Origin of the sequence: Escherichia sp. GZ89 (assembly GCF_019366485.1) — a bacterium.
Lineage (GTDB): Bacteria > Pseudomonadota > Gammaproteobacteria > Enterobacterales > Enterobacteriaceae > Escherichia > Escherichia fergusonii.
Window position 1 is genome coordinate 344243 of sequence record NZ_JAEOHX010000003.1, and the last position, 14254, is coordinate 358496.

Annotated in this window: 12 protein-coding genes; 6 read left to right on the top strand and 6 right to left on the bottom strand. The window is 52.8% G+C overall.

Annotation, left to right across the window (positions count from 1 at the left end; translation table 11 throughout):
- Positions 1–2: 2 nt before the first annotated feature.
- The 6 genes from yiaN to araD are packed head-to-tail and all read left to right on the top strand — an operon-like array spanning position 3 to position 5980.
- A complete protein-coding gene (yiaN, locus tag K0335_RS07990) occupies positions 3–1280 on the top strand; it encodes a 2,3-diketo-L-gulonate TRAP transporter large permease YiaN (RefSeq protein ID WP_103253777.1) in 1278 nt (425 codons plus the stop codon).
- A gap of 12 nt (positions 1281–1292) precedes the next feature.
- Positions 1293–2279: a 2,3-diketo-L-gulonate TRAP transporter substrate-binding protein YiaO gene (gene yiaO / locus K0335_RS07995; RefSeq protein ID WP_000776908.1), complete on the top strand. Its 987-nt coding sequence runs from the start codon at positions 1293–1295 to the stop codon at positions 2277–2279.
- A gap of 3 nt (positions 2280–2282) precedes the next feature.
- Positions 2283–3779, top strand: coding sequence for an L-xylulokinase (gene lyxK, locus K0335_RS08000; protein ID WP_104917645.1), 1497 nt, complete (start codon positions 2283–2285; stop codon positions 3777–3779).
- Complete coding sequence (gene ulaD / locus K0335_RS08005; RefSeq protein ID WP_219393788.1) at positions 3776–4438, top strand: 3-keto-L-gulonate-6-phosphate decarboxylase UlaD; 663 nt, start codon at positions 3776–3778, stop codon at positions 4436–4438. The genes lyxK and ulaD overlap by 4 nt, the downstream gene beginning before the upstream one ends.
- Positions 4431–5291 (top strand): L-ribulose-5-phosphate 3-epimerase, encoded by an 861-nt coding sequence (locus K0335_RS08010; RefSeq protein WP_104920421.1) that lies wholly within the window; start codon positions 4431–4433, stop codon positions 5289–5291. The genes ulaD and K0335_RS08010 overlap by 8 nt, the downstream gene beginning before the upstream one ends.
- Positions 5285–5980, top strand: a complete 696-nt coding sequence (gene araD / locus K0335_RS08015; RefSeq protein WP_104920420.1) for an L-ribulose-5-phosphate 4-epimerase — start codon at positions 5285–5287, stop codon at positions 5978–5980. Before K0335_RS08010 ends, araD begins: the two co-directional genes overlap by 7 nt.
- A gap of 46 nt (positions 5981–6026) precedes the next feature.
- Here the strand turns inward: araD and aldB are convergent, their stop codons facing one another.
- The 6 genes from aldB to K0335_RS08045 all read right to left on the bottom strand — a co-directional run bounded on the left by aldB (position 6027) and on the right by K0335_RS08045 (position 14253).
- On the bottom strand, positions 6027–7565 hold the full coding sequence (gene aldB / locus K0335_RS08020) for an aldehyde dehydrogenase AldB (RefSeq protein WP_001362511.1): 1539 nt from the start codon (positions 7563–7565) through the stop codon (positions 6027–6029).
- Positions 7566–7765: 200 nt separating this feature from the next.
- The gene (gene yiaY / locus K0335_RS08025) at positions 7766–8917 is read right to left on the bottom strand and encodes an L-threonine dehydrogenase (protein ID WP_000741513.1); all 1152 of its coding nucleotides are present in this window, start codon (positions 8915–8917) and stop codon (positions 7766–7768) included.
- Positions 8918–9106: 189 nt separating this feature from the next.
- Entirely contained in the window at positions 9107–10954 is a 1848-nt protein-coding gene (gene selB / locus K0335_RS08030; RefSeq protein ID WP_160193760.1) for a selenocysteine-specific translation elongation factor, read from the bottom strand.
- Entirely contained in the window at positions 10951–12342 is a 1392-nt protein-coding gene (gene selA / locus K0335_RS08035; protein ID WP_104920416.1) for an L-seryl-tRNA(Sec) selenium transferase, read from the bottom strand. Before selA ends, selB begins: the two co-directional genes overlap by 4 nt.
- A gap of 97 nt (positions 12343–12439) precedes the next feature.
- On the bottom strand, positions 12440–13048 hold the full coding sequence (locus tag K0335_RS08040; protein ID WP_000766678.1) for a glutathione S-transferase: 609 nt from the start codon (positions 13046–13048) through the stop codon (positions 12440–12442).
- A 68-nt stretch (positions 13049–13116) separates the two neighbouring features.
- Positions 13117–14253, bottom strand: a complete 1137-nt coding sequence (locus tag K0335_RS08045) for an HlyD family secretion protein (protein ID WP_104920415.1) — start codon at positions 14251–14253, stop codon at positions 13117–13119.
- Position 14254: the final 1 nt, after the last annotated feature.

Consider the following 14254-nt stretch of genomic DNA (forward strand, 5'->3'; position numbering starts at 1 on the left):
TCATGGCTGTGCTGATTTTTCTGGGCTGCCTGTTGGGTGGCATTGCTATCGGTTTGCCTATTGCCTGGTCGCTACTGTTGTGCGGGGCGGCGCTTATGTTCTGGCTGGATATGTTTGATGTCCAGATCATGGCGCAAACGCTGGTAAACGGTGCTGACAGCTTCTCCCTGCTGGCGATTCCGTTCTTTGTACTGGCGGGTGAAATCATGAATGCGGGCGGCTTATCAAAACGCATTGTTGACCTGCCGATGAAACTGGTGGGGCATAAACCAGGCGGGCTGGGCTACGTCGGCGTGCTGGCGGCTATGATTATGGCGAGCCTTTCTGGTTCTGCTGTTGCTGATACCGCCGCCGTTGCCGCGCTATTAGTGCCGATGATGCGCAGCGCCAATTACCCGGTCAACCGGGCTGCGGGGCTGATTGCCTCTGGCGGGATTATCGCGCCAATTATTCCCCCTTCCATTCCGTTTATTATCTTCGGCGTTTCCAGCGGATTATCCATCAGCAAGCTGTTTATGGCGGGTATTGCCCCAGGCATTATGATGGGCGCAACGCTGATGCTCACATGGTGGTGGCAGGCCAGTCGTCTTAATTTACCCCGTCAGCAAAAAGCAACGAAACGAGAAATCTGGCACTCTTTTGTTTCCGGTATCTGGGCGCTATTTCTTCCGGTCATTATTATTGGCGGCTTTCGCTCCGGTCTGTTTACCCCTACCGAAGCCGGGGCCGTTGCTGCTTTCTATGCGTTGTTTGTCGCCACAGTTATTTACCGTGAAATGACCTTCGCCACACTTTGGCATGTACTCATTGGCGCGGCGAAAACGACCTCAGTGGTGATGTTTCTGGTGGCCTCGGCACAAGTTTCTGCCTGGCTGATTACCATTGCTGAATTGCCGATGATGGTTTCTGATTTACTGCAACCGTTGGTCGATTCACCGCGTCTGCTGTTTATCGTCATTATGGTGGCTATCCTGATTGTCGGCATGGTCATGGATTTAACGCCGACGGTGTTAATTCTTACCCCGGTATTAATGCCTTTAGTTAAAGAGGCAGGAATCGATCCGATTTATTTCGGTGTCATGTTTATCATCAACTGCTCAATCGGCTTAATTACACCGCCTATCGGTAATGTGCTTAACGTTATTTCAGGGGTGGCTAAACTCAAATTCGATGATGCAGTCAGAGGCGTTTTCCCTTACGTCCTGGTTTTATATTCCTTATTAGCCTTATTTGTTTTTATTCCCGATCTCATCATCCTCCCGTTGAAATGGATTAATTAAAAGGAAAATATTATGAAATTACGTTCTGTAACCTACGCATTATTCATTGCTGGCCTGGCTGCATTCAGTACATCTTCACTGGCGACACAATCATTACGTTTCGGTTATGAAACATCGCAAACCGACTCTCAACATATTGCGGCGAAAAAATTTAATGATTTATTGCAGGAGAGAACCAAAGGCGAGCTGAAATTAAAACTGTTCCCGGACAGTACTCTCGGTAACGCACAAGCGATGATCAGTGGCGTGCGTGGCGGCACTATTGATATGGAGATGTCTGGCTCGAATAACTTTGCCGGATTATCACCTGTGATGAACCTGCTTGATGTTCCTTTCCTGTTCCGCGATACCGCCCACGCGCATAAAACACTCGACGGCAAAGTCGGCGATGAACTGAAGGCCTCCCTTGAAGGTAAGGGACTGAAAGTACTGGCCTACTGGGAAAACGGCTGGCGCGATGTCACCAACTCACGCCAACCGGTTAAAACGCCTGGCGACCTGAAAGGGCTGAAAATCCGCACCAACAACAGCCCGATGAATATCGCCGCATTTAAAGTATTTGGCGCTAACCCTATCCCGATGCCGTTTGCCGAAGTCTATACCGGACTGGAAACACGCACTATCGACGCTCAGGAACATCCCATCAACGTCGTCTGGTCGGCAAAATTTTATGAAGTGCAGAAGTACCTATCTCTGACTCACCATGCCTATTCCCCGCTTCTGGTAGTGATCAACAAAGCGAAATTTGATGGCTTAAGCCCGGAGTTCCAGCAAGTGCTTATCTCATCAGCACAAGAAGCAGGTAACTACCAGCGCAAACTGGTCGCCGAAAATCAGCAAAAAATCATCGACGGCATGAAAGACGCTGGCGTGGAAGTCATCACCGAACTTGATCGCAAAGCCTTTAGCGACGCTCTGGGTACTCAGGTCCGCGACATGTTTGTAAAAGATGTTCCGCAGGGCGCTGACCTGCTGAAAGCCGTGGATGAGGTGCAATAAGCCATGACGCAATACTGGCTGGGGTTAGATTGTGGCGGTAGCTGGCTGAAAGCCGGCCTGTATGACCGCGAAGGCCGGGAGGCAGGCGTACAGCGCCTGCCGCTGTGCGCATTAAGCCCGCAGCCAGGCTGGGCAGAGCGCGATATGGCAGAACTGTGGCAATGCTGCATGGCTGTCATTCGCTCCCTGCTTACCCATTCCAGCGTTAGCGGGGAGCAAATTGTCGGCATCGGTATCTCCGCACAGGGAAAGGGCTTGTTTTTGCTGGATAAAAACGACAAGCCGCTCGGTAACGCCATTTTGTCCTCGGATCGCCGGGCGATGGAAATCGTTCGTCGCTGGCAGGAAGATAGCATCCCGGAAAAACTCTACCCGCTGACCCGACAAACCTTGTGGACCGGGCATCCGGTGTCGCTGTTACGCTGGCTGAAAGAGCACGAACCAGAACGCTACGCGCAAATTGGCTGCGTGATGATGACGCACGACTACCTGCGTTGGTGTTTAACCGGCGTCAAAGGCTGTGAAGAGAGCAATATTTCCGAATCCAATCTCTACAACATGAGTCGCGGGGAATATGACCCGTGCCTCACCGACTGGCTGGGGATCAGTGAAATCAATCACGCCCTGCCGCCTGTTGTTGGATCTGCCGAAATCTGCGGGGAAATCACCGCTCAGACAGCCGCACTGACCGGTCTGAAAGCGGGTACGCCCGTTGTCGGCGGCCTGTTTGATGTGGTTTCTACCGCACTCTGCGCCGGAATCGAAGACGAATTTACCCTCAATGCGGTGATGGGGACCTGGGCGGTGACCAGCGGCATAACCTGCGGTTTGCGTGACGGTGAAGCGCATCCGTATGTCTATGGCCGCTACGTTAACGACGATGAATTTATCGTTCACGAAGCCAGCCCTACGTCTTCCGGCAATCTCGAATGGTTTACCGCGCAGTGGGGAGAAATCTCGTTTGCTGAGATCAACCAGGCTGTTGTCAGCTTACCGAAAGCCGGTGGCGATCTCTTTTTCCTGCCGTTCCTGTACGGCAGCAACGCCGGACTTGAGATGACCAGCGGTTTCTACGGGATGCAGGCTATTCACACCCGCGCGCACCTGTTGCAGGCCATCTATGAAGGGGTGGTGTTCAGCCATATGACCCATCTCAACCGGATGCGCGAACGTTTTACTGATGTTCACACCCTGCGCGTGACTGGTGGCCCGGCGCACTCCGATGTCTGGATGCAAATGCTGGCGGACGTCAGCGGCTTACGTATCGAACTGCCGCAGGTGGAAGAAACCGGCTGTTTTGGCGCGGCGCTTGCAGCCCGCGTCGGCACCGGTGTTTATCGTGATTTCAGCGAAGCCCAGCGCGATCAACAGCACCCGGTGCGCACCCTGTTACCGGATATGACCGCCCATCAGCTTTACCAACAAAAATACCAACGCTATCAGCACCTCATTGCCGCACTACAGGGCTTTCATGCCCGCGTTAAGGAGAACACATTATGAGCAGACCACTTCTGCAACTGGCCCTCGACCACTCATCACTTGAAGCCGCACAGCGCGACGTTGCGCTGTTAAAAGACAGCGTCGATATCGTCGAAGCGGGCACCATTCTCTGTTTAAACGAAGGGCTTGGCGCGGTGAAAGCCTTGCGCGAACAGTGCCCGGACAAAATCATCGTTGCTGACTGGAAGGTCGCCGATGCTGGTGAAACGCTCGCGCAACAGGCGTTTGGCGCAGGCGCTAACTGGATGACCATCATCTGCGCTGCGCCGCTCGCGACGGTAGAAAAAGGCCACGCAATGGCGCAAAGCTGCGGTGGTGAAATCCAGATAGAGCTTTTTGGTAACTGGACGCTGGACGACGCCCGCGACTGGCATCGTATTGGCGTGCGGCAGGCCATTTATCATCGTGGCCGTGACGCGCAAGCCAGCGGGCAACAGTGGGGCGAAGCCGATCTGGCACGCATGAAGGCGCTTTCCGATATCGGCCTTGAGCTTTCCATTACCGGCGGGATTACGCCTGCTGACCTGCCGCTGTTTAAAGATAGCCGCGTGAAGGCATTTATTGCCGGACGAGCACTGGCAGGCGCAGCAAATCCGGCACAGGTAGCTGCCGACTTCCATGCGCAAATCGACGCTATCTGGGGAGGCGCGCGTGCGTAATCATCCGTTAGGGATTTATGAAAAAGCGCTGGCGAAAGATCTCTCCTGGCCGGAGCGGCTGGTGCTGGCAAAAAGCTGCGGTTTTGATTTTGTCGAAATGTCGGTGGATGAAACTGACGAGCGTCTGTCGCGCCTTGACTGGAGCGCCGCACAAAGGACTTCGCTGGTTGCCGCGATGATCGAAACGGGTGTTGGGATCCCGTCGATGTGCCTGTCCGCACATCGTCGTTTTCCCTTTGGTAGCCGTGACGACGCGGTACGCCAGCGAGCACGGGAGATCATGAGTAAAGCAATTCGTCTGGCGCGCGATCTCGGTATTCGCACCATTCAACTGGCGGGCTACGACGTCTATTACGAAGCCCATGACGAAGGCACGCAGCAACGTTTTGCCGAAGGGCTGGCGTGGGCGGTTGAACAGGCAGCCGCCGCGCAGGTGATGCTGGCGGTGGAGATTATGGATACCGCGTTTATGAACTCCATCAGCAAATGGAAAAAATGGGACGAGATGCTCGCCTCGCCGTGGTTCACCGTCTACCCGGACGTCGGCAACCTTAGCGCCTGGGGCAATGATGTTCCCGCTGAACTGAAACTGGGCATTGACCGTATCGCCGCCATCCACCTGAAAGATACCCAGCCAGTGACCGAGCATAGCCCCGGACAGTTCCGCGACGTGCCGTTTGGCGAAGGCTGCGTCGATTTCGTTGGTATCTTCAAAACGCTGCATGAACTGAACTATCGCGGATCATTTCTGATTGAGATGTGGACCGAAAAAGCCAAAGAGCCGGTGCTGGAGATTATTCAGGCACGGCGCTGGATTGAAGCGCGTATGCAGGAGGCCGGATTTATATGTTAGAACAACTGAAAGCCGACGTACTGGCGGCAAATCTGGCGCTTCCCGCTCACCATCTGGTGACGTTTACCTGGGGCAATGTCAGTGCGGTAGACAAGACGCGGCAATGGCTGGTAATTAAGCCTTCCGGCGTCGAGTACGACGTGATGACCGCCGACGATATGGTGGTGGTTGAGATAGTCAGCGGCAAGGTGGTGGAAGGTAGCAAAAAGCCCTCGTCCGATACGCCAACGCATCTGGCGCTTTATCGTCGCTATGCAGAAATTGGCGGTATTGTGCATACCCACTCGCGCCACGCCACCATCTGGTCGCAGGCCGGGCTGGATCTCCCCGCCTGGGGTACTACGCACGCCGATTATTTCTATGGCGCAATCCCCTGCACGCGACAGATGACCGCAGCGGAGATTAACGGCGAGTATGAATACCAGACCGGCAAAGTGATCATTGAAACCTTCGAAGAACGTGGCAGGAGTCCGGCACAAATCCCGGCGGTACTGGTGCATTCTCACGGTCCGTTCGCCTGGGGCAATAACGCCGCCGATGCGGTGCATAATGCCGTGGTACTCGAAGAGTGCGCCTATATGGGCCTGTTCTCGCGCCAGCTTGCGCCACAGCTCCCTGCGATGCAAAACGAACTTCTGGATAAGCATTACCTGCGTAAGCATGGGGCCAATGCCTATTACGGGCAGTAACCATGCCTGAGTGTGCCCGGCAATACACACCGGGCAGCTTTTCACATCAGAACAGACCCAACGGTTTATCTGAGTAGCTCACCAGCAGGCACTTGGTTTGCTGGTAATGCTCCAGCATCATCTTATGGGTTTCGCGCCCGATACCCGACTGCTTATAGCCACCAAACGCCGCATGTGCCGGGTAAGCGTGATAACAGTTGGTCCACACTCGCCCGGCCTGAATGCCGCGCCCCATCTTATAGGCCAGATTACCGTTGCGGCTCCAGACACCAGCCCCCAGACCATATTGCGTGTCGTTCGCCAGCTCCAGGGCTTCTTCCATCGTTTTGAAGGTGGTTACCGCCAGCACCGGACCAAAAATTTCTTCCTGGAACACGCGCATATTGTTCTGACCAAACAGAATCGTCGGTTCGAGGTAGTAGCCGTCTTTCAGTTCGCCTTCCAGCAGCTTGCGCCGCCCACCGGTGAGCACGTCTGCGCCCTCTTTTTTACCGATATCAATGTAGTTGAGGATGGTTTCCAGTTGCCCGTGCGAAACTTGCGCCCCCATTTGCGTCACGCTATCGAGCGGGTTACCGCTGCGAATGCTTTCGACACGGCGGATGGCGCGCTCCATAAAGCGTTCGTAGATAGACTCCTGCACTAAGGCACGACTTGGACAGGTGCAAACTTCGCCCTGGTTAAAAGCAAACAGTGCAAAGCCTTCCAGCGCTTTATCGAAAAAGGCATCTTCTTCATCCATCACATCAGCAAAGAAGATATTTGGCGACTTGCCGCCCAGCTCCAGGGTTACCGGAATAATATTTTGCGTGGCGTACTGCATAATTTGTTGGCCCACTTCCGTTGAGCCGGTAAACGCCACTTTGGCGATGCGTTTCGAGGTCGCCAGATATTCGCCAATTTCCCCACCTGCGCCATTGACCACGTTCACCACGCCCGGCGGCAGTAAATCACCGACGATTTCCATTAGCAGCAGTACTGAGAGCGGGGTAAGACGTGCGGGTTTCAGCACCACGCAGTTGCCCGCCGCCAGCGCAGGGGCCATTTTCCAGCTCGCCATCAACAGCGGGAAGTTCCACGGGATAATCTGCCCCACCACGCCTAACGGTTCGTGGAAGTGGTAAGCCACGGTTTCGCTATCCACTTCACTAATACCGCCTTCCTGCGCCCGAATACACGAGGCAAAATAGCGGAAATGGTCAATCGCCAGCGGCACATCGGCTGCACTGGTTTCGCGGATAGGTTTGCCGTTATCCCAGGTTTCAGCCGTCGCTAACAGCTCGAGGTTCTGCTCCATCCGATCGGCAATCTTAAACAGAATCGCCGCTCGATCCTGCACCGAGGTATGCGCCCATTTATCTTTCACTTTATGCGCAGCATCCAGCGCCAGATCGATGTCACGTTTGCCCGAAGACGCCACTTCGCACAGTAGCTGCCCGGTCACCGGCGTCAGGTTCTGGTAATACTCACCGTCGGCAGGCGCGACCCACTCGCCGCCGATAAAGTTATCGTAGCGTGCTTTTAACTTAAGAGGAAAACCATACTCGCCGGGCTGAACACGTGCTGAAGGGGGATTGTTGGTCATGATCGTCTCCTTGCTGTGTGAGGTATAACAAGGGTAGACGTGACTGGCCAAATCTTCGCCAGCCAGTGACAGCTTTACGACAGCTATCACGAATTTACGCGCAAGGATTACAGAGATAACTAAAACTCTCTCAAAAATAGCAAATTTTGAGATAGCTGAAAAAAATGGCTGACAATTTGCCAGCCATTGGGGAATGATGATTACATCGCCGCGCGATAAATCGCCATAATTTCTTCGTGAGTTGCCTGGATCGGGTTAGTAAAGCCGCAGGCGTCTTTCAGGGCATTGGTTGCCAGCACCGGAATATCTTCTTCTTTCACGTTCAGGTCACGCAGGCCTGCCGGGATATTCACTTTCTTCGCCAGTTCACGGATGGCATTGATGCACGCTTCTGCACCTTCTGCGTCATTTTTACCTGTCACGTTAACGCCCATGGCAGCAGCGCAGTCACGCAGACGCGCAGCAGCGACTTTGCTGTTGAACACCTGAACGTGTGGCAGCAGAACAGCATTACATACACCGTGTGGCAGGTTGTAGAAACCGCCCAGCTGGTGCGCCATCGCATGAACATAACCCAGAGATGCGTTGTTGAATGCCATACCAGCGAGGAATTGAGCGTAAGCCATTGCTTCACGCGCTTTAGCATTGCTGCCATCTTCAACGGCTAACGGCAGGTTTTCGGCAATCATGGTCACCGCTTTCAGTGCGCAAGCGTCAGTGATCGGCGTTGCAGCAATTGAAACATACGCTTCAATAGCGTGTGTTAAAGCATCCATACCCGTTGCAGCGGTCAGTGACTTCGGCATACCGATCATCAGCGAGGAGTCATTGACAGAAAGCAGCGGAGTCACGTGCTTATCAACAATCGCCATTTTGATGTGACGTGCTTCGTCGGTGATGATGCAGAAACGAGTCATTTCTGATGCAGTACCCGCAGTGGTGTTGATGGCGATCATCGGCAGCTGCGGTTTTGCAGAGCGGTCAACGCCTTCATAATCACGGATATCACCACCGTTGGCCGCTACCAGCGCAATACCTTTTGCGCAGTCATGCGGAGAACCACCGCCCAGGGAGATTACGCTATCACAATTATTTTCGGTCAGCAGTTTGAGACCTGCAGCAACGTTTTCTGTCGTTGGGTTAGGCTGAGTACCATCATAAATAACGCTGAAAATATCACGCTCTTGCAATGCTTTTTGTACATCTCCCGCCATACCTAATTGAGTCAGCATGCTGTCAGTAACAATTAATGTCCGGCGAAAACCATATTCCGCCATCATATTCATTGCGTCGTTCAATGAATCAGCACCAATTACATTCACAGAAGGAATAAAAAAGGTTGAAGCTGCCATAACACTCTCCTGATTATTTATAATAAAGGAAGGGGAGCTTACAAGGTTGTATGACTCAAAAATATGATCAGCATTGTTATTTATGGAATGAGAAGAATAAAAAAGCACATTAGATTAAAAAATCTATTGTGCTTTATTCATATCAATAAGATATTTGTATTAATTCATTTTAATTTTGAATTAATTGTTTCATTCTTTTTCAGGAAATAATAACGCATCGCGTAATAAATGATCATTTCCTCGACGACGGGTAAATCCAATACGGTCAAAATATTCCAGAATCTGAATCGCCAGTTTTCGTCCAACACCTAAGCGATCACGGAAATCTGCCGCACAGGTTGATCCGGTTTGCTGATCGAGATCGCGGATCATATTGGCAAATTCAACAATCCGATCATTGCGGTAGTAACGATCTTTAACGATCGCAGTAATCATCCCTTGCTGCGCGGCCTGACGCAGCGTCAGACGCATTGCCTGCTCTTCTGTTCCGGTTTCTTTTGCCAGATCGCGTACCCACCATGGCTCATCGGCGAACAACGGTGCGGCTTTTTGCCAGATCACCTGCTGTTCATCGCTAAACCCGGCTTTGTGACTGGGCAGATGCAGCCAACCGTGGTGGCTATGGATATCCCCACTTTCGCGCATCTTTTCAATCAGCAACAGCACCAGAGCTTCATCTTCCATCGGCAGTGCCATGCGACGCAGACGCTCGCGTCCAGGGCCTGGCTCATCACGATGTTGTTCATGGTACGTTGCCAGCGTATCGAGAATTTTCCGTTGCCAGCGTGCAGCAACAGGAGCGTTTAACAAGCTATAACCGGCCTGAATAAAGCCCGGCTGCTGAATCAGGTGACGCAATCCTTCACCACTCAGCTGCCGCGCCCAGGTAAAATCAGGAAGATTAACCGCGCCGCGTTGCAGATGAACGCTTAACGCTTCGCTATCATTCTGTGCCCCGGCAAGGGAAGCCAGCCATTGCAAATACTCTGGTTTACGCTTCCCACGACGCGGCGGGTTAAGCATCACGACGCGCGCTCCGGCCAGCGTGTTGCGGGCAGAGATATCGCGCAATACCAGGCGGTCGTTATCCGCCAGCCATAACGGGGTGTCGAAGACCAGTTCTGCAAGGTTATCTTCCAGCAGTGACACGCGCCCAGTAACGTGGCTGGCAGCATGATGAATATGCAGTGGCTGCCACTGGGTCAGCGGCTCGTGAGTGTGTAGCTCAACAATAATCCGGGTGAATGGTTCTGGCGGTGCATCGGTAAGTAACCAGTCACCACGGCTAATCTGATCTTTTTCTGCATCACCAGCAATATTCAGGGCAATACGCTGCCCGGCATGGGCGAATTCAGTAGGTTGATTTTGCGCATGAAGCGCACGCACACGCATCGGTTTATTCACTCCAGTCAGCCATAACGTGTCGCCGACTTTCACTTCACCGCTCAGTGCCGTGCCCGTCACCACCAGTCCTGCCCCTTTAACCGTAAAAGCACGGTCGATGGCCAGACGGAAACTTTGCTGACTGGCATGTTCGCGTTCCGGCAACTGGAGCAAATGTTCACGCAGGGCATCAATTCCCCGCCCTTCGGTTGCTGCGGTGACAAACAGTTTTGCATCAGCAAAACCATATTCCCGCAGCACCTCCTTTACCTGGCGTTCAACCTCACCAACACGCGCTTCATCTACGCGATCCGCTTTAGTGAGTGCCACCGTCAGTGTCGGATTTCCTGTTAACTGCAAAATAGCCAGGTGCTCACGGGTTTGTGCCATTACACCATCATCACACGCCACCACCAGCAACGCATGATCAATACCGCCCACACCAGCCAGCATGTTGGAGAGAAATTTTTCGTGACCAGGAACATCAATAAAACCTAACACGCGACCATCTGGCTGCGGCCAGTAGGCATAACCGAGATCGATGGTCATGCCACGCTTCTTTTCTTCTGGCAGGCGGTCGGCGTTAACTCCTGTAATTGCCTGTAATAGCGTGGTTTTACCGTGGTCTACGTGTCCGGCAGTAGCAATAATCATTTCAGCAACATCTCCAAAAACCGGGTCTCATCTTCGAGGCAGCGCAAATCCAACCACAGGCGGCCATCGTAAATCCGTCCGATAACCGGCACGGGCAATTCGCGCCAATGGGCAGCCAGAGTCTCCAGGCGGCTTCCGCGTCCGTCATGTGGGGTAAACGTTAATGCCGCACTGGGCAGGCGATCAACAGGCAGCGAACCGCTACCAATTTGCGACTGACACGGCATTACCGCAACCGCAAATTCCTCGCCATAATGTGCAAGTAAAGGTGCCAGTAACCGCTGCCCTTGTACCTGAATCTCCTCTTGCTGACGAGTCAGTAAACGTAATGTCGGTAATTTTTCGCTAAGCGCTTCTGGATGCAAATACAGACGCAGAGTGGCCTCTAGCGCGGCGAGGGTCATTTTATCTGCCCGTAGCGCTCGTTTCAGCGGATGGCTTTGCAGGCGAGCAATCATCTCTTTTTTCCCGACGATAATCCCCGCCTGCGGCCCGCCGAGTAACTTGTCGCCAGAGAAACTTACCAGGCTCACGCCTGCGGCGATAAGCTCCTGTGGCATCGGCTCTTTTGGCAAGCCGTACTGGCTGAGATCAACCAGCGAACCGCTACCCAAATCCGTGACCACCGGGATATCAAGCTCTTTACCAATACTCACCAACTCTGCTTCATCCACTGCTTTGGTGAAACCTTCAATGCTGTAATTACTGGTGTGAACTTTCATCAACAATGCCGTATTTTCATTTACGGCCTGTCGATAATCCTTTGCATGGGTGCGGTTGGTGGTACCCACTTCATGTAATGCGCATCCTGCCTGACGCATCACATCAGGAATGCGAAACGCACCGCCAATTTCCACCAACTCCCCACGTGAAACTACCACTTCTTTACCACTGGCGGTTGCAGCCAACATCAACAGCACTGCAGCAGCATTGTTATTGACGATACAGGCATCTTCCGCGCCCGTAATGCGGCAAAGTAACTCCGCCAGAGCACGATCACGATGCCCACGACCGGCACCATCCAGGTCATATTCCAGCGTCACTGGCGAGCGCATCGCCTGAGAAACGGCCTCTACCGCCTCTTCTGCCTGTAACGCCCTTCCCAGATTGGTATGTAATACCGTGCCTGTAAGGTTAATTACCGGACGTAACGCGCTTTGCGCCTCTTTTTGTAAGCGAGCATCTGCCTCACGCGCCCAGTTATCGCACCAGGCGGGCAAGGCCTGGGTTGCACGAATCATTTCCCGCGCTTCGTCAACCATTTGACGTAGCAGGTCAACAACTCGGGTATGACCGTAAGTTTCACGCAAAGTGAGAAATGCACTATCACGCAACAGACGATCGATAGCAGGAAGCTGGCTAAATAAAGAACGCGTTTCGGTAGTCATGACGAGGCCCGGCAGTTGGTGCCCTCTCCCCAACGGAGAGGGATTGCGACATGAAGGGGATTGTAACGTGAGATTGTTCAGGCGGACATATTGCGCATCAAGCCTTTGGTGGTTCGGTGCGGGCAAAACTTTCGCGATTTAAGTGTATTTCAACCAGTTTTACCAGGTTCTGGCGATCCACACACCAGCCAGGGGCAACACGGCGGTAATTGAGATAGCTAATCGCACAGACAATGGCGATTGTCCCCAGATGAAACGAGTTGTGCCTCAATGTGCCATCCAGCAAATATCCTTCCAGCACATCCAGGCTACGGTTGATTTTATCACGTTGGCGCAGCAACTCGGCTTCCGACTGCTGAGCGGCAGGGCGCGCCTGCTCGCGTACAGAGACCAGCGCAGCCTCCATGATGCCATCTGCCAGTGCTTCGATTTGCCGAACTTTCAGAGCTTCTCGCGGTGAATCTGGCAGCATCGGCGGGGAAATATTCAAATGTTCGATATAGGCCGCAATAATGGGTGAATCAAACCAGTATTCACCGTCATCGGTCACCAGCGCGGGGACTTTTCCCAGCGGGTTGTACTGCGCCACGCCGTTTCCCTCGTTATAAGGCAGTTCGTTAACAAACTCGAACGTGATGCCCTTCTCTAACAAGAGAATGGAAATTTTGCGGACAAACGGACTGGTGTAACTACCGATGAGCTTCATTATGTTTCCTTTTTGTTAACAAAATATGAGTATGACTCAGGGTTAAAAAAAAGGCAGCCAATAAAATATCAATGATCTAAATAAAGATAGTGCATCCAACTGGTCATACGCAGGAGTACTTTGCGCATAACGGAAACGTGGCTGAAATGGTCTGAATAAACAGCAACTTGCGCGTAGATGCCGTCGGGCAGAGCATCAACCTCAGCGTTAGGTTCCAGATCAATCAGCGCAAGTACGCCGTCTGTTCCTGGCACGACCGTCAGCGATTGCAATACCCCTTGCGCCTGATACGAGCCGCCAGGAACAACGGGCAGAATTTGCGTCAACTTGCCACGAAAGACTTGCCCTGGCAGCGCATTGAACACCACTTCGGCTTCATCGCCAGACTCCAGACGCAGCAGCGAGTTTTGCCGGAACTGAGCGACAATTTGCCGTTTCTGTTCAGGGATAAACACCATCACCGGGCGTAGGGGTAATGCAGCAGCGTAAGTACCAGGGCGAATCAGCACCTGGGTGACGTAGCCATTGCTCGGCGCCCGCACAACAGTTTGCGCCAGGTTATATTCCGCCTCCGCCAGCTGTGCTCTTAAGCTGACAATTTGCGATTGCTCACCATTGACCATGCTGTCTAACTGACTTTGAATTTGTGCTTGTTCCGCCACCGAACCTTTCACCAGGGCATCCTGAGCGAGAAAGTTTTGTCGGGCATCGTCAATATCTCGTTCTGAAAAAGGATTTACCACCGCCTGACTGCCTTTCAGGTAACGCTGATAATTTTTATACAGACGATCGCGCTCTGCTGATACCTGCGTCGTGTTCGCCACGGCTTCCGCTAATTGTGCCCTTAGCGTTTTGATGTTGTGGGTTGCTGTCATCAGGTCAGCCTGAAGCCGTGTCACTCGCGCCTGATAACGCACCGGATCAAGCTTAAAGAGCACGTCTCCCTTGTGAATAAGTTGATTATTTTTGTCAGTGACTTCGCTGACGATCCCCGTGACTTGCGGCGTAATCGGAATTGAAATCACCGCTTTTTGTGCCGTAAAGGTGTAAGGATGGTTGTAGTTCATTAATAAAATTAAACCACTCACCAGAAACACACCGCCGAGCGCCGCGGTCGCCAGCGTCCACTGATTCACCGGAATGCGGAAGATTTTAAAGACCGCCCACGCCAGCGCCACGTAAGTTAAAACAATCAATAGATCCATA